Source organism: Blastomonas sp. AAP25 (assembly GCF_001295965.1).
GTDB lineage: Bacteria > Pseudomonadota > Alphaproteobacteria > Sphingomonadales > Sphingomonadaceae > Blastomonas > Blastomonas fulva.
In genome coordinates, this window is record NZ_LJHP01000035.1 from 1 (window position 1) to 23823 (window position 23823).

32 protein-coding genes are annotated in these 23823 nt (G+C 62.4%); 28 read left to right on the plus strand and 4 right to left on the minus strand.

Annotation, left to right across the window (positions count from 1 at the left end):
* Window positions 1–53: 53 nt before the first annotated feature.
* The 10 genes from IP68_RS17540 (at window position 54) to IP68_RS17585 (ending at window position 6741) form a co-directional block, all read left to right on the plus strand.
* Window positions 54–374 carry a DUF3703 domain-containing protein gene (locus IP68_RS17540; protein WP_054136359.1) on the plus strand — a complete coding sequence of 107 codons (321 nt, stop codon included), beginning with the start codon at window positions 54–56 and terminating at the stop codon, window positions 372–374.
* A gap of 82 nt (window positions 375–456) precedes the next feature.
* Window positions 457–2835: a ParB/RepB/Spo0J family partition protein gene (locus tag IP68_RS17545; RefSeq protein WP_231684125.1), complete on the plus strand. Its 2379-nt coding sequence runs from the start codon at window positions 457–459 to the stop codon at window positions 2833–2835.
* Between the two features lie 82 nt (window positions 2836–2917).
* On the plus strand, window positions 2918–3868 hold the full coding sequence (locus IP68_RS17550) for an ArdC family protein (protein WP_054136318.1): 951 nt from the start codon (window positions 2918–2920) through the stop codon (window positions 3866–3868).
* Window positions 3837–4229, plus strand: a complete 393-nt coding sequence (locus IP68_RS17555; protein WP_054136319.1) for a hypothetical protein — start codon at window positions 3837–3839, stop codon at window positions 4227–4229. Before IP68_RS17550 ends, IP68_RS17555 begins: the two co-directional genes overlap by 32 nt.
* Window positions 4230–4276: 47 nt before the next feature.
* Window positions 4277–4918 carry a hypothetical protein gene (locus IP68_RS17560; protein WP_054136320.1) on the plus strand — a complete coding sequence of 214 codons (642 nt, stop codon included), beginning with the start codon at window positions 4277–4279 and terminating at the stop codon, window positions 4916–4918.
* Window positions 4919–4930: 12 nt separating this feature from the next.
* The gene (locus IP68_RS17565) at window positions 4931–5554 is read left to right on the plus strand and encodes a hypothetical protein (RefSeq protein ID WP_054136321.1); all 624 of its coding nucleotides are present in this window, start codon (window positions 4931–4933) and stop codon (window positions 5552–5554) included.
* Window positions 5555–5570: 16 nt separating this feature from the next.
* Complete coding sequence (locus IP68_RS17570; protein WP_054136322.1) at window positions 5571–5771, plus strand: hypothetical protein; 201 nt, start codon at window positions 5571–5573, stop codon at window positions 5769–5771.
* Window positions 5772–5867: 96 nt separating this feature from the next.
* Complete coding sequence (locus IP68_RS17575; RefSeq protein WP_054136323.1) at window positions 5868–6122, plus strand: type II toxin-antitoxin system Phd/YefM family antitoxin; 255 nt, start codon at window positions 5868–5870, stop codon at window positions 6120–6122.
* On the plus strand, window positions 6119–6385 hold the full coding sequence (locus IP68_RS17580; RefSeq protein WP_054136324.1) for a Txe/YoeB family addiction module toxin: 267 nt from the start codon (window positions 6119–6121) through the stop codon (window positions 6383–6385). Before IP68_RS17575 ends, IP68_RS17580 begins: the two co-directional genes overlap by 4 nt.
* Window positions 6386–6399: 14 nt before the next feature.
* Window positions 6400–6741 (plus strand): hypothetical protein, encoded by a 342-nt coding sequence (locus IP68_RS17585; RefSeq protein WP_054136325.1) that lies wholly within the window; start codon window positions 6400–6402, stop codon window positions 6739–6741.
* Between the two features lie 23 nt (window positions 6742–6764).
* Here the strand turns inward: IP68_RS17585 and IP68_RS17590 are convergent, their stop codons facing one another.
* A complete protein-coding gene (locus tag IP68_RS17590; RefSeq protein WP_054136326.1) occupies window positions 6765–7262 on the minus strand; it encodes a hypothetical protein in 498 nt (165 codons plus the stop codon).
* A gap of 271 nt (window positions 7263–7533) precedes the next feature.
* Between IP68_RS17590 and IP68_RS17595 the strand changes: the two genes are divergently transcribed.
* The 12 genes from IP68_RS17595 to IP68_RS17650 all read left to right on the plus strand — a co-directional run bounded on the left by IP68_RS17595 (window position 7534) and on the right by IP68_RS17650 (window position 16482).
* Window positions 7534–8616: a hypothetical protein gene (locus tag IP68_RS17595; protein WP_156318235.1), complete on the plus strand. Its 1083-nt coding sequence runs from the start codon at window positions 7534–7536 to the stop codon at window positions 8614–8616.
* 47 nt (window positions 8617–8663) lie between these two features.
* On the plus strand, window positions 8664–9299 hold the full coding sequence (locus IP68_RS17600; protein ID WP_197275851.1) for a hypothetical protein: 636 nt from the start codon (window positions 8664–8666) through the stop codon (window positions 9297–9299).
* A gap of 31 nt (window positions 9300–9330) precedes the next feature.
* On the plus strand, window positions 9331–11097 hold the full coding sequence (locus tag IP68_RS17605) for an ATP-binding protein (protein WP_156318237.1): 1767 nt from the start codon (window positions 9331–9333) through the stop codon (window positions 11095–11097).
* Entirely contained in the window at window positions 11090–11461 is a 372-nt protein-coding gene (locus tag IP68_RS17610) for a DUF3768 domain-containing protein (protein WP_054136330.1), read from the plus strand. The genes IP68_RS17605 and IP68_RS17610 overlap by 8 nt, the downstream gene beginning before the upstream one ends.
* Before the next feature lie 72 nt (window positions 11462–11533).
* Window positions 11534–11884 (plus strand): hypothetical protein, encoded by a 351-nt coding sequence (locus IP68_RS17615; RefSeq protein ID WP_054136331.1) that lies wholly within the window; start codon window positions 11534–11536, stop codon window positions 11882–11884.
* Window positions 11885–12086: 202 nt separating this feature from the next.
* Complete coding sequence (locus IP68_RS20525) at window positions 12087–12593, plus strand: DUF736 domain-containing protein (protein ID WP_054136332.1); 507 nt, start codon at window positions 12087–12089, stop codon at window positions 12591–12593.
* 196 nt (window positions 12594–12789) lie between these two features.
* The gene (locus IP68_RS17625) at window positions 12790–13305 is read left to right on the plus strand and encodes a hypothetical protein (RefSeq protein ID WP_054136333.1); all 516 of its coding nucleotides are present in this window, start codon (window positions 12790–12792) and stop codon (window positions 13303–13305) included.
* Entirely contained in the window at window positions 13299–13670 is a 372-nt protein-coding gene (locus IP68_RS17630; protein WP_054136334.1) for a hypothetical protein, read from the plus strand. The genes IP68_RS17625 and IP68_RS17630 overlap by 7 nt, the downstream gene beginning before the upstream one ends.
* A gap of 75 nt (window positions 13671–13745) precedes the next feature.
* Entirely contained in the window at window positions 13746–14048 is a 303-nt protein-coding gene (locus tag IP68_RS17635) for a hypothetical protein (RefSeq protein ID WP_054136335.1), read from the plus strand.
* Window positions 14029–14433: a hypothetical protein gene (locus IP68_RS17640; RefSeq protein ID WP_054136336.1), complete on the plus strand. Its 405-nt coding sequence runs from the start codon at window positions 14029–14031 to the stop codon at window positions 14431–14433. The genes IP68_RS17635 and IP68_RS17640 overlap by 20 nt, the downstream gene beginning before the upstream one ends.
* Before the next feature lie 469 nt (window positions 14434–14902).
* On the plus strand, window positions 14903–15238 hold the full coding sequence (locus IP68_RS17645; RefSeq protein WP_039330710.1) for a single-stranded DNA-binding protein: 336 nt from the start codon (window positions 14903–14905) through the stop codon (window positions 15236–15238).
* 620 nt (window positions 15239–15858) lie between these two features.
* Entirely contained in the window at window positions 15859–16482 is a 624-nt protein-coding gene (locus IP68_RS17650) for a trans-aconitate 2-methyltransferase (protein ID WP_054136337.1), read from the plus strand.
* 40 nt (window positions 16483–16522) lie between these two features.
* Here IP68_RS17650 and IP68_RS17655 read toward each other — a convergent pair whose 3' ends face one another.
* Window positions 16523–16915, minus strand: coding sequence for a helix-turn-helix domain-containing protein (locus IP68_RS17655; protein ID WP_054136338.1), 393 nt, complete (start codon window positions 16913–16915; stop codon window positions 16523–16525).
* A gap of 67 nt (window positions 16916–16982) precedes the next feature.
* Between IP68_RS17655 and IP68_RS17660 the strand changes: the two genes are divergently transcribed.
* Both IP68_RS17660 and IP68_RS17665 read left to right on the plus strand, forming a co-directional pair.
* On the plus strand, window positions 16983–17360 hold the full coding sequence (locus IP68_RS17660; protein WP_054136360.1) for a DUF3703 domain-containing protein: 378 nt from the start codon (window positions 16983–16985) through the stop codon (window positions 17358–17360).
* 130 nt (window positions 17361–17490) lie between these two features.
* Entirely contained in the window at window positions 17491–19407 is a 1917-nt protein-coding gene (locus IP68_RS17665) for a TonB-dependent siderophore receptor (protein ID WP_082382473.1), read from the plus strand.
* A 194-nt stretch (window positions 19408–19601) separates the two neighbouring features.
* Here IP68_RS17665 and IP68_RS17670 read toward each other — a convergent pair whose 3' ends face one another.
* Window positions 19602–20087: a hypothetical protein gene (locus tag IP68_RS17670; protein ID WP_054136339.1), complete on the minus strand. Its 486-nt coding sequence runs from the start codon at window positions 20085–20087 to the stop codon at window positions 19602–19604.
* 708 nt (window positions 20088–20795) lie between these two features.
* Here IP68_RS17670 and IP68_RS17675 point away from each other — a divergent pair.
* The 4 genes from IP68_RS17675 to IP68_RS17690 all read left to right on the plus strand — a co-directional run bounded on the left by IP68_RS17675 (window position 20796) and on the right by IP68_RS17690 (window position 23375).
* Window positions 20796–21788: a DUF2493 domain-containing protein gene (locus IP68_RS17675; RefSeq protein ID WP_054136340.1), complete on the plus strand. Its 993-nt coding sequence runs from the start codon at window positions 20796–20798 to the stop codon at window positions 21786–21788.
* 339 nt (window positions 21789–22127) lie between these two features.
* Window positions 22128–22442, plus strand: coding sequence for a hypothetical protein (locus IP68_RS17680; protein ID WP_054136341.1), 315 nt, complete (start codon window positions 22128–22130; stop codon window positions 22440–22442).
* A 32-nt stretch (window positions 22443–22474) separates the two neighbouring features.
* Window positions 22475–22693: a hypothetical protein gene (locus tag IP68_RS17685; protein WP_054136342.1), complete on the plus strand. Its 219-nt coding sequence runs from the start codon at window positions 22475–22477 to the stop codon at window positions 22691–22693.
* Between the two features lie 430 nt (window positions 22694–23123).
* Complete coding sequence (locus IP68_RS17690; RefSeq protein WP_231684127.1) at window positions 23124–23375, plus strand: hypothetical protein; 252 nt, start codon at window positions 23124–23126, stop codon at window positions 23373–23375.
* Between the two features lie 48 nt (window positions 23376–23423).
* Here the strand turns inward: IP68_RS17690 and IP68_RS17695 are convergent, their stop codons facing one another.
* Window positions 23424–23648, minus strand: coding sequence for a hypothetical protein (locus IP68_RS17695; RefSeq protein ID WP_156318239.1), 225 nt, complete (start codon window positions 23646–23648; stop codon window positions 23424–23426).
* Window positions 23649–23823 lie beyond the last annotated feature (175 nt).

The window sequence follows — 23823 nt, forward strand, 5'->3', positions numbered from 1 at the left end:
GTTGGCGGGGGCTTGCCAAGAGCGTTGCTGCGCGACGGGTGATCGCGGCCGAAATGACGGCATACCGTTCAGCGGTAGAAGCGGGCGACGATGATCGTGCGTGGCACCATCTGGAGCGGGTTCATATCGTTTCGCAGCCCTATCTTGGCCCGCATCTCGCCAGTCACGGTGCAATGCTGGGGATTGCGATCAGACGGCGCGATTGGAGCGAAGTTCTGGGCCAGATGGTCCGGATCACTCTGGCCCCGCTCGGTTCGCTGACGGGCCGGTTGCCGGTTGGCAACACCGGGCGATCTAATGTGAGCGCCTTTGCGCCGATGCCGATACCGCCCGACTTAGCGCAGGAGCTGCGGGAGCAGGACAAGATCGCTTGACATCCGCGTCCGTCAGATAGCGGACATGAATGTGTGCGGATCTGCAACTTGCGGCTTGTTCTTGACAGGATGCAAGCGGCCATTGTCCGGTCGACCAAGGCGGCGCCTAGCCATTCAGCATCATAGTCCCGACCATCAGAGGCTCGACTGCCATGCGATAACGCAAAATACGGCGCGAACTGGCATTTGCACTCAGCACAAAAGCGACAAGGCCAAATCGGGAGTTGGGCAAGTGACAGGCCCTATCCGTTCCGTGCGCTATCTCCTCACCACCATATTTGAACCGACAGGAAGAGGGGAGGGGGAGGGGATGTGTGCCCGGGTGATTGCCGGGTGCACATCAGGAGTGACGACGATGCTTATTCCCTTTTCCCGGCTCTATCTGAGCGATGCCAATGTGCGCAAGACGCGCAGCGAAGAAGACGATATCCAGCTTTCCGCCGACATCGAAGCGCGCGGCCTTTTGCAGAACCTGCTGGTCACCAAGAGCAAGAAGCGCGGCAAATTTGCCGTGATAGCCGGTGGTCGCCGCCTGCGGGCCATCGAGATGATCGTCGCGCGCGGTGCGTGGGACCCCGATACCGAGATCGAATGCAAGCTGCTTGAGGGCAGCGAAGAGGAAGCTGGCGAGGCCTCGCTTGCCGAGAACTTCCAGCGTGTCGGGATGTCCCCCGCTGAGGAATGCCGCGCCTTCCAGCACTTCATCAAGGAAGGCAGTGATGTTGCCGCGGTCGCCAAACGCTTTGGCCTGACCCAGCGCTTCGTGGAAGGCCGTCTGCGTCTTGCCAACCTCGCCGAGCCGATCTTCGAGGCGCTTGCCAAGGGCGATGTCACTCTCGAGATCGCCAAGGCTTACGCCGCGACCGATCAGCACGAGGTGCAGCTGCGGGTCTTTGAGCAGATGCGCTACGCCTATAACCCAAGCGCCGATGCCATCCGGCGGATGGTGGCGAGCGGTTCTATGCGCGGCAATGACCCAATCGCGCTGCTGATTGGCGAAGATGCCTATGTGGCCGCCGGCGGCAAGATCGAGCGCGACCTTTTCAGCGAAGCGGCAGATGATCGCTGGATCGACATCGAGATCGCCCACAGACTTGCGGCCGACAAGATGGAAGCCGAAGCCCAGCGCATTGCTGCTGAAACGGGCCTTGCCTGGATCAGCCCGGTGGCGTCGACCAATTCCTGGCAGGCGCGCAGCGAAATGGGCGTCAATGCGGTTCGCCTCCCGCCCGCGCCGCTCTCCGAAGAAGCACGTGCCCGAATTGACGCGATCGATGCCCGCATGGAAGAAATCAGCGAGATCATCGACGAAGGCAATGAAGGCGGCCCTGAAGGCGACGGGGCCGATTTCGGGCAGCTCGAGGCCCAGTATGAGGATCTCGATGGTGAGCGCAGTGACCTCAATAACCCGGTGCGCGAATTGCCCGAAGAATGGCGCAGTGAGGCCGGAAAGTTTCTGGTTCTCACCACCCGCGGCGAAATGGTCCTCGAGGCCGGTTACTACAGCGAAAAGCGCCTGTCGTTCGAGACCGATGAGAATGGCAAAGTGACAGCGACGGCCGAAGAGCCGGTACCAGGTTCCACCAAGAAAGGCAGCGCTACACCTTCCAGGCCCGAGGCAGTTGCGCCGGGCACGGAAAAGCCGATCAGCGCCCGCCTGTTCGACGAGCTTTCGGTCCAGCGCCGCAATATCCTCTCGGCATCTCTGCTCACCGATGCGGGGCTCGCGCTCGACTTCGCCATCTTCGCGCTGGCCGACAGCCGCAGCTATGAAAGCCGCGGCACCTCGATCAAGGGCGGACGACCGAGCGATCCTGCGACCGGAGAACTTTCGCAGTCCACAGCTGAGGGGATTCTCGCCGAGGCCGAAAACGCGCTCGACAAGGCATGGCAGGAACATGGCTGTGCAGCCCAGCGCTTCATTGCCTTCCGCGAACTTGCCGACGAAGCCAAGGCGGCGTGGCTCGCCTATGCGGTGGCCATCTCGCTCGAAGCCAAGAAGGGCTATGGTTCGGAATACCATCCGATCCATGCTGTCATCGGCAGTATGCTCGACATCGACGTTGCAGCGATGTGGCGGCCGACAGCCGAAAATTTCTTCGACCGCGTGAGCAAGACCTCGTGTCTTGCGGCACTGACAGAAGTCGGCGGCAGCGATCTTGCGGCGCGTTATGCCGCATCGAAGAAGGCTGACCTTGCCAAGACCTGCGAGACGATCTTCGCCGGCAAGGCGATCGTTGAACAGGACGTCAAGGAAGCGGCGCTGGCGTGGCTCCCCGAAGGCATGAAGTTCACGATTGCTGCCAATCCCGCTGATCCGGTCATCCCGGACACCGACGAAAGCGACTCTGTCGCCGACGTCTGCGATGGAGATGACGGTGACGCCGGCACCGAGGCCGACGAACTGATCGATGAGCATGAACCTCGACATGCCTGTGAAGAAGCGGCGGTAGCCGCCTGAGGCGGTCAATCACCCCTCCTGATGACCTGGCCCGGCCACTCGCCTGAGTGAGCCGGGCCTCTTTTTGTTGAGGAGCAGGCCAATGCGCCAACGACCCAAGCGCGACGTCGCGCAGGAAATCACCAATCTGATCATCAATACAATTGAGGCCGGAACGCTGCCCTGGCGCCGACCCTGGAAGAAGACCGGTATGGGCGGCGCGCCGCTGCGCGCTGCAGGCGTCCCCTACACAGGGATCAACCGCCTCTATCTTTGGGCGGTCGCCGACCACTATGGTTATGGCTCACGCTACTGGATGACCTGGCGCCAGGCCATCGAGCTTGGCGGACAGGTCCGCAAGGGCGAGACCGCCGAGCCGAGCATCTACTTCAACAGCACGAAGAAGACCGCGGTCGACCAGGCGACCGGTGAGGAGTCGTCGAAAACAATCCGCTTCATGCGCGCTTACAGCGTGTTCAACGCCTCGCAGATCGATGGCCTGCCGCCCCATTTCTATCCGAGTCCGGTGCCTGAAGCGCCGCCGACGCCCTCGCAGAAGGCCGCTGCTATCGAGCGCTTCTTCGCACCCGTCCCGGCGGACATACGCCTCGGCGGAGACCGCGCGTTCTACTCGCCGGGCGCTGATTATATTCAGCTTCCGCACCCCAATGTCTTCAACACCGAAGACGGATTCGTGGCCACGAAAGCGCACGAACTCGGCCATTGGTCTGGCCATGCTTCGCGGCTTGCCCGCGAATTTGGCAAGCGTTTCGGCGACAAGGCATACTCTTTCGAGGAACTGGTGGCCGAGCAGGTGAGTGCCCGGATCTGCTACGAACTGGGCCTTCCGGCAGACCTTCACGAAAGCCATGCCAGCTACGTCTCGCACTGGCTGGAGATCCTCAAGGCCGACAAGACGGCCATTATCACCGCGGCCGCGAAGGCCGATCAGGCGTTCAACCATCTTGCCGCCTATTCGGGCTACCAGAGTGAACCTGTGGAGGATGAAGGGGAGGAAGCCGATGAAACGGCGCCAGTTCCGGCTTGTGCTTGAGCCAGCCCCCGAGGAGGTCGTTCGCCTCACCCAGCTTCACCGTTATGCCGGCGATGTTGCAGGCCGGGGGAGGGCGCCCATTGGCGGTGTGCTGGCTGAGTATATCGCAGGCCTGTTTCCCCAGAGGGATCCACGCCAGGTGCTGGACGGTCTGCTCGGCAAGGGGGACGCCGGTTGGTCACTTGGCACAGCTCCGGGTCAAGGCCGAACGCTCATCATCCAGACAACCGAGGCGGGCGTGGCGGTCTCGGCAATAGCGAGGATCCTCGAACAGATTGCGCCAGGGGCGCTCCTGCGACCGATGATCTACGAGCCGTTGCCGCTGGAGAACCCGAGCGAGCACCGCGGCAGCCTGCATTGAGGGAAGGGGGATGGGGCCATTGCATCTTGCAATGGAAAGGAAGCCTCATGTCCTGCGACATCGATTACCGTTACCGCCGCGCACTCCAGCCTGATGGACTGACAACCTTCGAAAATGCGCTGCGAGCATTGAACGAGGCCGTGGATGATGTTCGCCTTGCAGGCCGGCAGGCCGCAACCTGTCCGGCTGTGCTGCTGCTGACGCGCCACCTTCAACGCATTGCTGACGGAAGGCCGACCGAATGTGAGGCAGACGACCAGGCTCTGCGGTCCCAGTGCATCGAACGCCTTGCCGAGCTCAAACACAGGCCTGCGATCATTGCTCTGGTCAAACGCGGGATCGACTATCGTCCCGAAGAACTGCGCCACTACCGGCGCGAGGGCACGCGGGCGCTGCGCCAGATCGCAGCAGGGATCGGGCTCGAGCACGCCGATTATCGCATCAGCTATTACACCTCACAGGAACAGCTCGCGGGCGAGCATGTGCTGGAAGCCGACGGGATCTATGTACGGATCAGCCCGGAAAGGTTCGGCGAGCCGGGTCTCGCCTGGCGCAACCCGTTCTGGAAACCGCCTGGCGCGGTGATGCGCAAAGCGCCGATTACCGCCCTTGCAGACATTCCCGCACTCACGGCGCGGATCGCGCGCGAATTGAAGATCGCACCTCCGGCGCAGCCGGGGCTCATCTGAAGGAGAACACGCATGGGCTGGCTTTACATGCACCGTGCCGGAATGGGGGGCTTCGACACTCCCAAGGCCTATCTCGACAATCAGCTCACATGGGAGCGCGAGAATGAAGAAACCGGCACCTTCGAAGGATGCCGGGTCATCAGAAGCGTGTCCACAACCGGGGCCTATTACGCGGCTGTCCAGCGCTATGGACCCAACAGCCAGACCTACGCCATCTCCGCGGTGATCTGTCTGGTCCGCTGGAACCCCAAGGCAGCCGACGGCCTCCTGTTCGGCTACAAGGACATGGATGAAAATTCAGGACCGGTGGAGGCCGGGTGTCCCAGAAGTATCCTGGAGGAACTGGGGCCAACCAGTCACCCTTATGCCCTCGACTGGCGCAACCGGTGCTACCGCCAGCTCCGGCTCAAGGAGCGCAAGATCGCCGATGGCGATATGATCCGGCTGCCTGAACCCATGAAGTTCACCGACGGGAGCGAACACGCCGAATTCAGGGTGACAAAGCGCGGCGCGAAGATTGAACTCAGCACGCCCGATGGCCGAGGCCGGTTCCGCATCAGCAGATTGATGGAGCGCCGGTTCGAAGTCGTGCCCCCAAAGCGCGCGGTTCGAACATTCTTTCCGGCAAGGCCGTAACGCCCGGGAGGTGATCATGCTGCCTCAGAGCCTGGACCCCAGAAGGGCGATCCTGTGCGGGCGCGCCAATGCCGAGCGTGTCGCCATCCGGATGACCGCAAATTCCGGGCAGAGCCATGCCGTGGTAAGGACGGACAGCAAGCTTCAGCCCTTCTGCGTTTTGCCTGCAGAAGAGGGCCTTTCCGGTGTGATAGAGCTGCAGGTTGTCGTCCTGTAGGCTGCTCTCGGAAAAATGGGGCTCTTGCTCTTCACCACTTGTTCAAGCTTGCAGTTGTACCAATATTAGTACAATGGCCCGGTAAAGGATGAAGCTATGGACGTTATCACCTACTCAGAAGCGCGCGCCAATCTGAAGGGCATTATGGATCAGGTGGTCAGTGACCGGACACATGTTGTGGTCACGCGGCAGAAGGCCGAGTCGATCGTGATGGTCTCGCTCGAAGATTGGAACGCGATCGAGGAGACCATGTATCTCCTTTCGAACCGCACCAATGCCGACCGCCTGCGGCAGTCGATCCAGCAACTGGATGGCGATGGCGGCAATGAGCGCGGGCTGATCGAGCCTTGAAGCTGGTCTTTGCAGACAACGCCTGGGAGGATTATCTGCACTGGCAGCAAACCGATGACAAGGTTCTCACCCGGCTCAACGACCTCATCAAGGAATGCCAGCGAACGCCTTTCAAAGGAACCGGAAAGCCTGAGCCGCTCAAAGGCTCCCTGGCAGGCTGGTGGTCGCGGCGGATCACCAAAGAAGACCGTCTGGTTTATCGCGTCACCGGCAAAGGAAACGAGCAGCAGCTAGAGATTGCCCAATGCCGGTTTCACTATTGATCTGAGGTCCCTGCATGAATTCCCATCGCGATGCGGAAGATGGCGCGCATGATCCGCGTAAACTGATAGCGCTGCTGGGCACCACGGGCGATGAACTCGCGCGCACGCTTGGTCTCGACAACGATGCTACCCGCCGCGTGGAACCGGATGACATTCAGCGGCGCATCGGCTCGATGATAGAGGTGCTCAGTAAGGTGGAACCGCGTTTCGGTTCTATGATCATGGCCTATGCCTGGTATCGTTCTGAGCCGCTTTCCGGTTTTTCTGGCCAGACTGCGATGGAGCTTGTGCGCTGCGACCGCGTGCAGGACGTGCTGACTTATATTGATGCTGTGAACGCAGGCGTGCATGTCTAGGCATGGCGATGTCGCCGAAAGGTCTATTCCTCGATCATCCCGCCAAGGCCGGGATCGAGATACCACGATGGGCCTTCGGTAAAGTCGGCGTTGCGGGCAGGAACAGGGCCATCAGGCTCTGACGAGACGTAAGGGTTGACCATGGGCGCAGGGTGCTGGCCCGAGCGCAGAATGTGGCCCGACATCTGGCACCGCGGCCCGAGGAGCTCGAAGAGCCATTCGAGATCGTCAAGCATCTGGACAATCCCGCGCCCTGCCAGCGCATAGTAGAGGCAGCGCTGATAGTCATCGCAATGGCAGGACAGGATCTGCGTCAGCCGAGCCTTGGCATTGGGCAGGCCCTGAAAGACGCCCTGCAAGGTCTCATAGAGCTCGCGCGCTGAGTAATAGGCATCGAACGGCTCCATTCCGATCGAGGCATTGGCGAGCATACGCTTGGTTGGACGGCAATTGGGATCAAGTGCTGCGTCGCGCAGCGTGACATCGAGGTCGAACTTGCCGATATCAAAGACCTTGTTCATTATTCACGGGCTCCTGCAGATTGTGAACATAACGTGAACAAACGACAGAGTCAAGGCGTCACCATGCATGTGGCTGGTAGGTAAAGACACGACAGGAAAGACCGGCAGGGTCGCCATCAGTGACGAGCTGAAGGCTGCGCTGGTGCGATGGTATACAGGCCGGGGCAGCGAGGCCGACCACCGCGCTTCGGTCTCACTGGTCTCGACCGCGCGAGAGAACCACAAGTGGATCGCCTGCGATTGCCTTGGGGCAGAGCGTCCGCCGCCGCTGATGAGCGCGGCCTATCTCAGTTTTCAGGAAACCTATTATCTCAGACGTCTTACCTCGCGGCCAGGCCATGATGCCAAATGCCCCTTTCATTTGCCCCAGGCACCGCCGCGCATCCGAGAGACTGCAAAGGACTCGCTCTACGCTATCGGCCTTCCCAAGGGCCTGTTCAGCGCGCATCAGAAGGCGCCGGAGAAGCTTGCACAGAGGCCGGAAGACATCGAGCCGGACGACCGCTCACGCGGCGTCGCGATCCCGCGCCTTGGCAAGCTGCTCTGGCTGCTGCTCGAGCGGGCAGGTGCAAACGTCCTGCGCGAATTGCCGCCCAGTGGCAGGCGCGAAGGCTCGATCAGCGCAGAAATGCGGTACCTCAAGCGCGCAGCCGAGGGCCTCGAGATCGCTCCGGGTATTCGGCTGTCGGATCACCTCTACACCAACGCCATCGATTACGAGAAGCGGCGTGTCCAGGCCCGGTTACGCTCTGCTGCCGAGACCTGGCCGCCCGAGTTTGCGCCGCAGGCCTTCCTGCTTCTCGAAGCAAGCGAGGTCACATCGAGCGAAGTCGTGACGGGGCTGGGCACCATCGAAATCCGCAACCGCATCCAGCACACCGGGATCATCCGCGCCGAGGTCGAGCCACCGTTTCTGGTGCTTGCTGTCGTCGGCGAGCACAGCCGGCGCGAAGGATACCTTGCGCTGCGGGCCTATGCCCAGCCTGTCTTCAGCGGAAACCAGTTCGTGCCCGCCGAGCGCGACCACGATCGTGATGTGCTGCGCGCGCTCCAACAGGCCCAATATGAACTGCGCCGCCTCGGTGTCAGGATGGCGGTCAAGAAGGTCCTCTTTGACATCACGCTGGCCGCGGGGTCGGCGAGGCCGGATTTCCTGGTGGCGCTGCTCGATGAGCATAGCGGGGTGGAGTGCAAGTTTGCGCTCCAGATCCTGCAGTCGGATGATGCCGACTATCTTGAGCTGCGCAGCATCGAGCGCGAGCGTCTCGGTCAGGCCGGGCTTGTCGTATCCCTGCCGGTCAGCAGCGTGACGCCTGAGGCAATTATCAGCGAGGCACGCCGCATTCTCGAGTGAAGGGGAGGGGGAGGATTTGAGCGAACCTGAAGAAGGAGAGTTCGCTCATGACATGCTTTGCTCCATCACCGCGCCCATCGACATCGATCTGGGGTGCTGTCCAACAGGCCGATCAGCTTGGCCCCGGCATTTGGTCGGTGATGACCGCCTGCCACGGCGGCATCATCCTGTCCGATCAGAGACAGGCGGCTATGCCGTCGGCGCTACAGATCGAGGGTGGGGCTTACGAGGAAGATTGCGACTGGGCGCTCCCGATCCTCGCCTTCACCAGCGAGCTTGAACGGCAGGGCTCCTGCTCCGCAGGCCTCCTGCAGCTTGCCCGCGATACCGCCCGGTGTTGGCACCCGGACCGCTTCAGCGCCTTCACCGGCGAGGCCGTAGAGGAGAATTCCTCTGCGATCCTGCGAACGCGCAAGACCTATATGGCCGCGATTGGCGAATTCTGCGTCACCAGCGCCTGGGGTGACTGGGCCGAATGGGTACCGGACGGCAAAGTCGGCGTGATTGCCCGGCAAGTCGAGCGCGTCGATCACCTTGGCCGGCCAACTTATGGGGAGGCCGAAGTCTGCGCGCTCATCGCCAAGGACCTCTACGCGGCGCGCGGCGAGCTCACGGCTCTGCGCGATACGGCGCACGAAGTGATCCCGATGCCGGAGACCCTGCGACCGAAACGAGTGGGCTGAAGAGCAGGCCCAAGACCGCCCAGCTCCGGCTTTGCATCAATCCGCCGATCTGAAGGGAAGGGGGAGGGGAAGGGCGAACCAGTGCGATGAAGGACCCCTTGCCATGAACCCGACAGTTATCAGACCCAGCGTGAGCCCGAAGACGATCACAAAAGTCACGCGCCTCTTTAACGGCACCATCGGCGATATCCTCGGCGAGCTCCTCCAGAACAGTCGCCGCGCTGACGCGTCCCGGATCGATATCGCTTGCTGCGCAGATCAGGACGGAGCGCGACTGACCCTTGTCGATGATGGAAGCGGCGTCGCCGATCCCCAGACCATGATCGCGCTGGGGGATTCGGGCTGGAACCAGCACATCCATGAGGCCGAAGACCCGGCAGGCATGGGTGTCTTCAGCCTGGCGGGCAAGGACACCCGGATCAGCTCGCGTCATGCCGATGCCGACACCGGATGGTCGGTCCATGTCCCAGCAGATGGCTGGACCGGGGCGCAGGACATTGCCGTGGTGCCCCTTGCTCGCCCGGTTGGGACGACCATCACCTTCCTGATGCCCGGAGTGAGCGAGCAGACGGCCGAGCGGATTCTGCTTGAGGTCGCGAAGTTCTACCCGCTGCCGGTGTTCTTCAATGGCACAGAAATGCCGCGCGAGGACTTTCTCGCCAAGGCGGTCTACATCGCCGAGTGGAACGGCAGCCAGATCGGCGTGTTCGAGGGGCGCGAATACAATCAGGACCCCACGACGAACTTCCATGGCCTGGTACTCGCCCGCAAGCTTGCCAGTGTCTCGGAGAGCCTCGGCGGCAACACCTACCATGCCCGGCTCGATATCGGGGTCACCCCGGGCCTGGCCCTTGTTCTCCCGGCCCGCAAGGAGTTCGTCGAGAACGCCGCCTTTGCGGCGCTTCAGACAGCATGCAAGCGCACGATCTATGCCGCGCTGGCGCACAGAGGCCAGCACCGGCTTTCCTTCGAGAACTGGAGGGAGGCGCGCGATCTGGGGGTCGCCCTGCCGGAGGCAGACCCCTGGCTTCCCCGCTGGCATGCTGCCATCGCGGAGAGCGACAACGTCAATGTCGAGTATGAGGAGGTCGCGGCAGGTGCGGAGACGATCCTTGTTGCAGATCTCGAGCCCGATATCGGGCAGGGACTGGAGCGCGCGCTGCGCTCGCACCCCTTGCGCCCGCACCTCGTCGAGAACCATCCTCCTTATGCGTGCTATGGCTGGTATGATGCGCTGCATCAGCTCGGTAACGTGCGCTTCTATGTTGGAGCCGGAGGGCGCGATCACGTCATCGCCGAAAACGGCAGCTTCCCGCCGCTCGATGACCATGTGCGTGCCGAGACGATCGAACTGCGGTTCTGTGTCTTCCACCGCTCCAGCGAAACGCAGCGCGAGGAACGGATCCCGGCAGATGTGGCCTTCGTCGTGGGCGAGGATGGCTGGTACAGCGGTGTTGATCAGATCCGCATCGCTTATGTGCCGGGTCCGGCGCTGACCCCCGAAACGCTGGTCGATCTCATCGAGAACGTCTGTTTCTGCGCGAGCGACGACAGCGAGGCCGACTCCTGGGACACCCAGCACGAGCACTTCTTGCGCGATGCGCGCGAGCTCGCGGCCCGGGTGCTGCTCGGCGAGGACGAGGCCATCGCGGCGCGTATCCGCGACACGCTCGCCGGCATCCTGTGGGTCATTCCCAAGGACCGGCAGGTTGCCATTACCGTCGCCCCCGGGACCGCGATCGATGTTCAGCTGTCCGCTTGTTGCCTCTTGGATCGGGACGAGACCTCCAATGCATGACACATCCGACATCTCTTGCGCACGGCAACGCACCGAGCGCATCGCACAGCTCAATGATGCAGCGCGTCACGGCCGTGACCGAACGGCCCGCATCGTGATGACCTCCGGTCTGCTTGCAGAACTCGGCGGCGACACGGTGGCAGACAGCATGATGGCACAGGCTCGGTTGATGGCCGCTCTGCGCCATTGCACCTTCGCCCCGGATTCGCCCGAGCGGGACTTTGCAAGCATGGATGTCGATGGCATCAAGGTGCTGATGAAATTCGATTATTACGACACCGAACTGGCGTTCGGGTCAGAGGATCCTGCCAATCCAGCGATGACACGGCGCGTGGTCACGCTGATGCGGCCAGCGGACTACTGATCATTGTGAGCGACAGGCATATCGCTGCGTCACCCGGCAGCCGTCCAAACCTGATGGGGAGGTAAAAAGCGCATGAGCAGACACAAAGTACCGCTTCGTGACGGGATCGCGGCGGCAAGCGCTTATGTCGGGTGGGACCGCCCGTTGCAGACTTATTTTGCGCAGGTTCTGAGCGCCCCTGACGAGGACGGCGAGGAGACCGAACTCGTGTGGGTGGGCACTGCCTTAGGCGAGCTGCCCCGCGCGGTTGACGCAATCCGTGTGCTGGAGCCCTACTGCCAGATCGAGGCAAGTCTTGCCGCACAGCTTGAGATCGACAGGATGGCATGTCTCGCCATGCGCGATGGACCCAATCAGCTCGAAGCCAAGGCCTTCATGGCGCGTCTCAGCCAGATCAAGGACAGATCCGAGCCCGAAGCTTAGCTCGGTAAGGACCGCGCATGGCTCGAAGCAGGGCCGGTTCAGCTCCAGACCATTCATCGAGGCTCCTCAGCCCTCCGGGCTGGACAGGATGACGCGCGCCTGCGGTGGCTGGCGCACGGGCCGGGCCAAGGGCCCGGAGGAGAGGGGGGATGGGAGAAGGTGTTCCGGACAAGGGGTTCGGACAGCATCAGGAGAATGTGACATGAACATCGGCACCCTCAAGGCCAACGCAGAAGGCGTTCACATCGGCCGCATCACCACCCTGACCTTCAGCGCAACTGTTGCTCTGCGGGCCTTCGAATCCACCAACGAGCGCGCACCCAAGTTCGACCTCATGGCGCTCTCGGCGGACCGCCGCAGCTGGGTCAAGATCGGCGCGCTGTGGGAATACTCGTCGAACGAGACCGGTGAATGCTTCCTGTCGGGCCAGATCGACGATCCCAGCCTCTCGGCGCCGATCCCGGTCGCCATGTTCCAGCAGAACGACGGCAGCTTCAATGTCGCCTGGCGCCGTTCGAAGCCCAAGGCCTCGCTCGACGGCTTCGGCAGCGAGAGCGAAGGCGCCCTGCCGCCGCTCACCGCCACCGGCGACGAACCGGCCAGCGACCGCAGCGTTGACAGCGCCGCTGCCACCGGCGACGGTCTGGGCGAGAGCACCGCGCCCAAGCCTGCAGCCAAGACCAAGGCGCGCGAAAGCGTTGATGCCTGATTGTCACCAGCCCCAATGACTGGGGGTCCTGACCGGTGCCGCGACCCGCGCCGGTCACACCAGGAAGGTCCGTCCGCGCATGTGTCGCGGGCGGGCCTTTTCTTTTGCAGCCTGCTGTCGGGCTCCACAGAACTGCTGCGGGAACACGGCCAGCAAAAGAGAAGGGGGAGGTTCCGTTCGAGCAAAGGAGGCTTGAATGGCACATACAAACTGGACTCTCGATCTTGGCGGGACCCCCACGAACGAAGACTGCGCGCAGATCGGCCACACCCCGAACTTCGACCTCGTGAATACCGCGGAAGCCATGCTCTACAGGGCCGCGCTGATCGCGGTGGCTGGGCCTCCGCCCGCCGGAATCATCCTTCGGACCAAGGCCAATGCCCATGATTTCGGAACCTACCGGACGGTCGAGGCGCGCATCGATAATGAGCAGGACGATGGCAGCCATGCCAGCTATCTTGAGGCCCTCGAGACCGGCATCGCCTTCGGGCATCAGGCCGGGTTCGCACCGCCTGAATTCGGCCAGCTGACAGCCAGCGATCAGCTTGCGGGTTTCGTCGTGGATGCCGTCGCAAGCGCGCTGCGGATCACACGGCCGAGCAGCACCGGCGCATTCTTTCCGGAGTCCTCCGGGCCGATCCATCGCAACCTCACCGCAGCCTTTCCGGAAGCGGCGCAGCGCGCCTTTCCCGAAGGGGCCGTGCCATGCTGAGCGACAGCGAACGCTTCGCCTTCAGCGCCTGGCGGATCCATGCCTTCGCATCGACAGGCAATGCCTATGACGCCGTGCAGACCGACGAGACTATCGCTGCTGGCGATACTCTGCTCATTCTCGATGAAGGGGTTGTCGGTGTCGCGATGACTTGGCCCTTTGCTATCACCGCCGAGCCGGGCAAGCTTCACACGGTCTGTGAGCCCGGCGCTGGCGAAACCCTTGGGCACATTGAAAAGGCGCTCGATGTTCCAGACGGGTCAATCGCTCGAGCCTGCCGCCTCGCAAGGACTCTGGGCTTTGCGATTGATGCGGGCCTCGTCCCGTTGCTGTCTGACCTGCTGGCGACAGAGGTAGACGGCTAGCGCGGCAAGCGTCGCCACAGAAATCTTGCTATTTTGGCAATAATTGCTATTTTGGCGCCAAGAGGAGATACCACCATGCCAGCGACGGCGAATGAGCACCCCAGGATTCCCCTGACCCGGTTTCACAACAACACCGGCGAGTTCCTTGATCTCGCAACCAAGCAGCCGGTCGTCCTCACCAGCCATGGCCGCGAGCGGCATGTGATCGCAGATAGCGAGTATTTCCGCCATCTTGAACAGGCAGCCCGCGGTATGATCGCAGATCACATGAATATCGAAGCTGTCGCTTCGTCCGACATGACCGAAGCCGACCGCCAAGCTTTCGCCAATGCACGGCCCTCGGACAGCGAACTCGCCAATGACCGCTGGGAAGACTGACCGCCCCGCCGCAGGCCATATCCTCCGATACGTCTATCTCTTCGAGGAAGAGCAGAGACGGGGCCGCGACGAAGGCGTCAAGGAACGCTTCGTCGTCGTCGTGGGTGTGGAAGGCTCGCGCTATCTGGTCGCCGCGATCACGACCAAGGGCGAGGGGCGCAAGAACGCTATCGCAATCCCCGATGAGATCGCACGCGCAGCCGGGCTCGTTCCGGGCAGCGCCATTGTCGTTTCGGAATTCAACTGGTTCACCTGGCCCGGGTTTGACATCAGACCCCTGATGACGCAGCCCGGGTACATTGCCGGACGACTCCCACCGCGGTTCACGGCAAAGATCATCGACGCCATCGCAGCCTGGGGCGCCGCTGCCGTCGATCGCGATTGATTGCCGCAACGCGGAGACAGGCAGCCCCCTTGGGGCCTTGTCTGATCGTGCATCACCGCCAAGCCAGTGGCGCCAACCTTGCGGATCAGCACCCCAGGTAGCCAAGGTCGGACATTCCGGACGACTGCGGCAAGGGGACTATTCGCTCACCGAAATCGGCGAGGACGGGCGATCGATCTTGCGATCATCACCGTCGACAGCAAGCCGGTACGCAGCGAAGTTGATGTTCAGGCGCGCAATGAGCCCCTGTGCCAACCGCACGTCCGCCGCCCAGTGCCCCTGCCTCTCTGGTCGAGCTTAGGGCCAACCTGCAGAAATGCGAGCCGTGTTGCCCGGCAAGCCGGGCTGCCCGCACCACCTCGCTTTCTGAGGTTTCCCGCGCGCAAATGCGCGCGGTGTCCCAGCTCTCCCGCCGAGGCTCGATAAGGGCACCGGCGGACGAGCCGTCGGCACCAAGGAGGCTCTTGAAATGAACATCGTCAACCTCGTCGGCCGTCTCGCCAAGGATCCCGTTGCCCGCGACCGCAGCGACACCCGCATCACCGAACTCATCCTCGTGACCGAACGTCCCGTCATCCGCGACGGCAAGGTCCAGAAGGATCCGGAAACCGGCTACCCGGTCAAGGATGCCGAATTCCACAAGATCACCGTCTTCAATGGCCTCGGGCTCCCGCTGCGCCAGCACAAGGCCAAGGGTGACCAGCTCGCCGTGACGGGCCGCATCCACTACTCGCGCTGGCAGGACGCCGAAGGCAATGACCGCTATGGCTGCGAGATCATCGCCGAGAACGTCGAGTTTCTCTGACCGGCAGGGGCGGCGCGCAGGCGTCGCCCCTCGCTTCTCCCGACCGGCCAAACTCGCCACAGCCTCATCGGCCAGAAAAATCCATCCTGACCGACAATAAGATGCGCCATAGTAAGGCCGAAACCTGAAGGAACCGCCACATGCCGATTACCTTCCGTCGGAAGTTCGCCAGCGGCATGATGAGCGGGGCATTCAAGCGGCTCGGGCCGCGCCCGGACCTTGCGTTCTTGGTGGCCCCGCCGGCTCTCGGTCCCGCCGCTCGCGACCGGCTTGCCGCCCGCACGGTCGGCGACAACTGCCGCCGCCTCGGCGCGCGGCCAACCCGGCCTGTCGGACCGCGGCTCCTGCGGGAGCCGTTCCCAGTGACGACGTCTCGAAGAGACGCCCGTTCACCTTGCATGTCGGCTTTTGGGCGATGCTTCGCGCTTGCCTAGTGACCGTTTGTGGGTGGGAAGGTGAACGGCAGAAATGTTCGCCCTCCAGCGGTTGCGATGCCTAACGCCGTGCAGCTTGGTTTGAAAGTGGCCAACGGGTTGATCCCCCATTAGGTTATGATCGGCTGCTTGCGGCTTTTGCCGTGTGTAGAGCCCACCGAGACCAATTCTGAAGGATACTGCGCTTTGACCGACCACCCGAAGGAGCACTGGGACCAGGTCTACACGGAAAAGGCCCCCAGCGAGGTTAGCTGGTTCCAGAGTGAACCGCGCGCATCGCTTGCCGTGCTCGATCGCTTTGCTGTGCCGGTTTCATCGCCCTTTATCGATATCGGCGGCGGCGCTTCCAATCTAATCGATGCCTTGCTGGCGCGCGGATGGGCTGATGTGACGGTGGTCGATATCGCCGCACCTGCACTCGCGGCGGCTAAGGCCCGGTTGGGCGAGGCGGCAGCGAGCGTCCAATGGGAGGTTGCCGACATCACCCGATGGCAACCATCGCGCCGCTATGGCGTATGGCACGACCGGGCGGTGTTCCATTTTCTGACGGAGCCGGCGCAGCAGGCAGCGTATCGCGATGCACTGCTTTCCGGAACAGCACCCGACGCGCTGGTCATCATCGCCACCTTTGCGCCTGACGGGCCGGAAAAATGCAGCGGGCTAACAGTGCAGCGTCACGATGCCGCAAGCCTTGCCGCTGCGCTTGGTAGCGAATTCACGCTGTTGGACGATTGGCGCGAAGAGCACCTGACCCCGTGGGGATTAGCGCAGAAATTCATCTGGTGTGTGTTCCGCCGGAACTCGGACTGACCTTGGCAGCACATCGCTGGCTGGCCGCGTATGATGCCTGCTATCGCCGCCCTGCAAGGCTTTCGACCACACGGCATTCGCCAATCCGCTCCCCCTCGCAGGAACCCAGCATGTGGGCCAGCTCATCCCGCAAGGCGACAAGGTCGGCAATCTTGCGCTCCACTTCGGCAAGCTGATCCTGCACCATCAAGTCGACATTGTCACATGGCTTGTCGGCCCGGTCGGATAGGGCAAGCAACTGGCGCACCTGCGCCATGCCAAAGCCCAGCTCTCGCGCCCGGCGGATGAAGGTCAGCGTGGCGAGATGCGCAGGCGAGTAGTCGCGGTAATTGCTGTCCGTCCGATCAGCGGGCGGCAGGATGCCCTCGCGCTCGAAATAGCGGATCGTTTCTGCCTTGGTGCCGGTGGCCTGAGCCAATTCGCCGATACGCATCACTTGACCTTGTAGTGGCTACAAGGTGCATATGCCCCTGCGACTCGCCAGTGGCAAGGAGCAAGGCATGACTTGGCGCACCACCGACCCGCAGAGAGTGCAGACTATCTCCGCAGCACTCGCGGCAGAATATCGGATGCAGGCGGCTGCTGTGCAGCGGGGTGATGTCCCGCTGGCATGGCACCATCTGGGCCGGGCGCACATCCTTGCCCAGACGCGGCTTGGCGCGCATTGCGTGTCGCATTGGAAGATGCTCGTCTTTGCCGTCCGGCTACGTAATTGGCCTGAAGCGGCGGGGCAGCTTTTGCGGCTCGCGCTAGCGCCGCTCGGCAATCTCACCGGAAGGCTGCCACTCGGCAACACCGGGCGCAGCACTGTAAGCGCCTTTGCCCCGATGGATATTCCGCTCGACCTTCGCGCGATCCTTGATCGCACGTCCAATTGAACATCCAAGGCGGCGCTCCTGCGGCCGCCATCCGACAGAAAGACCTCCCGTGATCCACCACCTTCGAGCATCACTGCTGCTAGGCGCAGCCGGCATCCTTGTTGCGCCTGTGCCTGTCATTGCGCAGGCAATGCCTGAGGAAGCAGCGCAGCCCGCTGAAGGCACTGCTCAGGATCAGGAGGCAGAAGAGGAGGAAAGTGCAATCATCGTTCAGGGCACGCGCCTCGGTCGGCGCTTGCAGGACGAACCGCTCCGGGTCGAGGTGATTGCGGGCGAGGAGATCGAGGAAAAGGCGCTGATGCGCCCCGGCAACATTGCGATGCTGGTGAACGAGATCGGCGGCGTGCGCGTGCAGGTGACATCGCCCGCGCTCGGCGCTGCCAATGTGCGGATACAGGGGCTTGAGGGGCGCTACACCCAGCTGCTGGCCGACAACCTTCCGCTTTATGGCGGGCAGGCGGCGTCGCTCGGCCTCTTGCAGGTGCCGCCGACCGATCTGGCGCAGGTCGAAGTGATCAAGGGTTCGGTCTCGGCGCTTTATGGAGGGTCGGCGCTAGGCGGCGTCATCAACCTCATCTCCAAGCGCCCCGGCAGCGCGTTCGAGGCCGATATCCTCGCTAATGCGACCACACGTAACGGACAGGATCTGACCGCTTATGTTGCAGGGCCGATCAGCGATAGCACGGGCCTATCGCTGACCGCAGGCGCGCACCGGCAGAGCGGACAGGATCTCGATGGCGATGGCTGGCTCGACATGGCCGCCTATGACCGGCTGACCGCACGCCCACGCTTCCAGTGGGACGGTGACGACGGCTCTTCGCTCTACCTAACCGTAGGAGCCATGACCGAGCAACGAACCGGCGGCACGCTGCCCGGTCGCACCGTCCCCGATGGCACGGCTTTCGTCCAAGCACAGGATACTGACCGGTTCGACGCCGGGCTGGTCGCGCGGACACCGATTGATGGCTTGGGCACCCTAGCCTTGCGCGCCTCGGCCATGCGGCAGGATCATCTGCATCGGTTCGGTGCGGTGGTGGAGGACGACCGCCATACCAGCCTGTTCACCGAGGCATCCTTGGCGGGCGAGAGCGGCGCAACCGCATGGGTGGCAGGCGCAGCGTTCCAGTCGGACAGGTTCCGTTCCGAGACCTTCCCAGCCTTCGACTACACGTATGATGTGCCGGGCCTGTTCGCGCAAATCGAGCAGCAAGCATCGCCCGACCTCACGCTTGCCGCGAGCGGGCGGGTCGATTTCCACGACGAGTTCGGGACGCAGTTCAGCCCGCGCGTGTCAGCGCTCTATCGCCCCGGTCGCTGGACGATCCGTGCCTCGTTTGGCCAAGGGTTCTTTGCGCCCACGCCGTTCGTGGACGAGATTGATGCAGCAGGGCTATCGCGGCTCGAACCGCTGGGTGATCTTGAAGCCGAAACCGCCAGCACCGCCTCGCTCGACATCGGCTATGCCAAGGGGCCATGGGAAGCGAACCTAACCCTGTTCGCCTCAGACATCGACAACGCCACACGGCTTGACGCAATTGCCCCCGACAGGGTGCAGCTAGTCAATATCAATGGCACCACGCGGCTGCGCGGCAGCGAGGTGCTGCTGCGCTGGCGGCAGGATGGGTTCACGGTGACAGGCAGCTATGTGTTCGTGGACAGCTCCGAACCCGATCCGTCAGGCAAAGGCCGCAGGCAACAGCCGCTTACACCCAAGCACACCGCTGGCCTGATCGGAATGTGGGAGGAACACGGCAAGGGCCGGATCGGGATCGAAGCCTATTACACCGGGCGTCAGCTGCTCGAAGACAACCCCTTCCGCACCCGCTCGCGCCCCTATCTCCACCTCGGCGTGCTGGGCGAGATCGTGCTTGGCCGCTTCAGCCTGTTCGCCAACGCCGAAAACCTGCTGAACGTGCGCCAGTCGCGCACCGATCCGCTGCTGCGGCCGCAGCGCGCGCCGAGCGGGCAATGGACGGTCGATGCCTGGGCACCGCTCGAAGGATTCGTGCTCAACGCGGGGGTGCGATTGCGGTTTGGAGGAGAGTGAGCAACTCCCCGTTTCGACTGCTGCGACTGTCTAGAATAGAGTCGCTTTGTGAATTTTGGCTTTCGGTGGCAAGTTGAACGAAGTGGCTGGCGCGCAGCGACACAGCCTCCCCGCTGAAAATTGGGGGGCTGCCGGTCTGCTTCAAGTACGGCTCCTGCTCGTCACTGAAGGTGGCCGGGCACTGCCAATGGGCCCTATCGGTCCTCCCAATCCAGACGGGCCGCCTTTTCGATGAAGCCCGAAGGATCTTTCACGAAATGCGCTGCGTCTGATTGCAAAACCGTCCTGATCACAGCTTCCCTGTTTGGCTGAATGATCGCACCGTCCGGCGTTGCAAAGACGCAGTCGAAATGCCGCGCGACGTCGCAGACCCCGCCGATCAATGGCAATGAGATATCTGCCACGTCGAAGCGGGCCTGGATTTCTTCGATGAATTTATCGTCGAAGCTCACCTGAATGTCGTCGCTTGGCTCGTCACCCCACACCCGGAGACCGGTGTAGGAACGCGGTTTCTCAGGTAGCAACATGTCGAGTTTCGCGAACAGCACATCCGCCTCTGCGATGGGGAGAGCCAGAACAACTTCATCGAGCTGGGCGCGGCTCATCCGTGCCGCGTGGACCCCTGCGATACGCGCCGCAGAGGCAGGGATGAGGTTGATGACAAACTGCCAGACAGCCATGGCCCGAACATAGCGCCAATGCGGGTTCCGACAATGGGCTCATTCGCTGAACGCAGGACTTGCTTTGTCCGATCCCGGCGCTGCCGCCCATGCGGGCAGGGCAGCGCCCCTTACCCGCGAACGCGCCTTTCCTTATCAGGAAGGCGTTCGCGGTCGGAGCTTTCCGACCGTAATGCGCGCTGCTGCGAGCAGGCGGGTCATTCGGCATCCTCCGTCCAGTCAAGGATCGGCTCAGGCTGTCGCTGCGCTTGCCTTCACCGCCCGCGCGGCGGCGATGCCGGCTTCGCGGCATCGTCCCTGACGGTCCGTCGTCTTCCGACCAGCCCCGCCAAACGGTCTCTCAAGATAGAGGGAGTTCCCGCTGTAACCCCTTCGCAGGGCCGAAGGGGCGGTCCGGCGTGGCGCTGAAGCGCCTGACCGGCCCTGCCTTCGTCTCACCTGCTCGAGGGCGGGAACGTCTCTTCCACACACACAGGAACACCTGCCGAAACCTATCGGCGGCCGCCCCTTAGTCAAGGATCGCGGTCCCCCCAATTTTCAGCGGGGAAGCTGTGTCGCTGCGCGCCAGCCACCACGCAGAAAATCGGTTCCCCCACGCCCGCCATGGCGGCGGCGAGACGAGCTCGCCGTCCCTGACACAGCGCGTCCGGCCCGATGGGTTTTTGGCTGTTCCCAATGTGGGGACGACTTCAAAAATCGGAGGCTTTTATGACTGTTTTCAACTCGTTCGCTGATCTGGCTCAGGCACGCATCAATCTTGCCGATGCACGTGAAGGGATCACAGAATCCTATGACGGAGCGTTTCTCGAACACAGCGATCTGGCCAAGCTCAACATCATCGAGGCTCCAATCGCTGCAGAGATGCCGGACCCCGACATGGCGCGCCGCGCCGTGGAGATGGCCATCGGAACGATCTTCGATGTCCTCAAGGACACGCGCATGGAAGAATTCGCGCAGCAGCTCGCCTGGGGCATGGTCAACTCCTTCCACATGACCGCACGCCTTGCTGAAGGTCGCGAGGACGATGCCGCGAAGAAGCTCGGCGAAATGGCACGCCACTTTGATCCTTCGGAAATCTACGCGGTTGAGCTCGAGGAAACGCAGCAGCTCTGCCAGACGCTGCAAGGATGCCGCGAAGCGCTCGAGGCGATGCGCGATCATGCAGCGGACGTCTACCGGGTCGAAACCGGTCGCCCCTTCACGGCCGCACGGGGATCGCAAGTCAGCAAGAACGGGGTTACCGCAAGCCAGGTGCAGGCACGCGATTTCCTCGCAGCACGCGCCAAGGATCGCAGAGCGCAATTCCAGCCCGAGGGCCCGCTGGTGATCGTGTCAGGTGGCCAGAAGGATTGGCACGATTTTGCGATGATCTGGGCTATCCTCGACGACATCAAGGCTCGGATCCCGAACATGGTCCTGGGCACGACCGGCATGCGCAAGGGCGTCGATGCCATGGCGGGGGCATGGGCACAGCAGAACGGGGTCAACACGATCCTGTTCGTCCCCGACCAACGCCACGGCAACCGCGCTCCGTTCCTGCGCAACGAGAGCATCGTCAAGCTGAACCCTGTTGAAGCGATCATCGGTGAAGGCTCGGGCATCCAGTCCAACCTGGCACAACGCCTCCGTCAGGCAGGGGTGCCGCTGCACATCCGCCGCATCAGTGACCAAGCGCAGGTACGGCCACGCACCTTCGGGTGAGCGCTCTTCGGAAGGCTCCGGCTTGTGCCGGGGCCTTCCGCTCTTCTTTTGCGCAAGGGGCGGGCTCTGGGGGCATCGAACCCCCTTCGCCCGCTGACGCGAGCATCGTGCTCCCTGAACTTTCCAGCTGCGCTCGTTCGCCCAACTCGCCGCAGCGTGCCCAAGCGCGATGCTTTGCATCTTGCGGGCATCGCTGCCGGGCCTGCTGCTACAGCTGGCCACAGGTACGACCGGTCATTCTCGGACTGAACCAGAAACACCTGCCGGCATTCAACCATGGGCTCAGGGCCTGAGAAAGGAGAGGGGGATGGAGGAGACGAGTAGCGACAGGAGACAAAGATGCTCGTCACATTCCGCGTCAAGGATATCGAGACAAGGCTCCATTCGAAACCGGCTCCGATACGTCCGTCAGAGCTGGCGGCGCTGATGCGCAGACTGCACACCAGCAACAGCACGATCGATGCAGACCCGGACGAATTCCTAGCCGCGCCCCTGAACTTCGAGATCAATGCCAACGCGCTTGCGATCGCCGAGTTCGCATCATGCTTCGACCATCGTCCGGAGATGATCGGAGTGTCGAGGAAGCGCAGTTTCTTGGACGAATGCTGCGGATCGAGCACCAGCAATCCGATGCGCCGATCACGATGCGGGTGAGTGAACACATTGCTCTGGTAGGTGACATCACAATGAGCAGCGACCTTGCTGCAAAGGTGCTCACCTCGCTTGGCTACCACCGCCAAGAATCTGGCCAACTGTCCCTGCAAAAGCTTGGGACAGCGCTCGAGGATCACCGGACTTATGCGGCTTTCGCCAAGGCAGGAATCACTCCGCTCTTCGAAAGCCTCGCGTTCATCGCCGCCACCGATTGTGGAGAGCAACATCCGCTGCTCGAATGGACCTTATGACTATCCGGCCAGCAGTTCACGAGCAGCCGGGTATCGGCTGAACTCGTCGCCATGTTTAACGCTCGATCTGCAACCAGCCTCCTGCAGGATCGAGGTGGAAAAGGGTGCCCGGCACGTTGCCGCGGCGCCCTTTTTTCATTTCGCCTGGGTCACGGCACTGCCGAACAGCCACATTCCGGCACATAGCTTTCGCGAAGTCGCTGGGAACGCATGCCTCCCGCCGCAGGCACGTCCACCACCATCGCCATGAGCACCCCGCCAGCATACTGGTCAACCACTAATTTCCCGACCGAGAAGCCGTGCTGCGCCGGCTTCCGCACCATCGAAAAATTAGCGGTCAAGCCTCCGCTTCGCTCCGGTGACCAGCACACTGACGGGGCGCTGTTTCATGGCATGGCGGACGAGCCGCCGAGCGCCAGGAGGCAAGGTCATGTGCTACACAACAGAAAGCTACGAAGACGACGTTTCAGTGCTTCGCCAGATCAATCCCAACATCATCGCCCTTGATGAAAAAACGCTCGAAGCTGAGCGGCGCTCCTACCACACATTCTTCGACGTCCATATCGTCGAGACCCGGGATGGTTACATCCTCATCGAGGAGGGAGACTATGGCGAGCTGCCGATGCACCTGATCGACCAGATCGTCTACACCGCGACCGGCAAGATGGCCGATGAATTCTGACGAGGCAGGGCGGTGTTCATCGCCGCCCAACTCCAAATAAACCAGACCTTACGCGCCAAGCTTTTCGAGGGCAGAAATCGCCACCTTTGGCTTCACTTTGACGGCAAGCTCGAGAAGGGCAATCGCCGTATCCTGACCGACCTTCTTGATCAGCCGATTTAGCTCTCGTTCTGCTTCCTCACGCTCAAGTTCTGCAAGCTTCTGCCGGCGCTCTTCCAGCTCCTTTTCGGCTGCTGCCAGGGCAGACCGTTCGCGTTCAAGTTTCGACACCATTGCGCATTCCTCCAAGCCTTGAAAGATCATGCGAAGATGCACCAATCGCAGGGTCTGTTCGAGGCATTTTTTTGCTTGCTGCTCTTGCGATACTTCGTCTCGAAGCAGGTCCTGGTTGGGCGCCCAACATGATTGAACGTGGTCGCAATGTCGTCTTACAGCGCTCAATGACGGC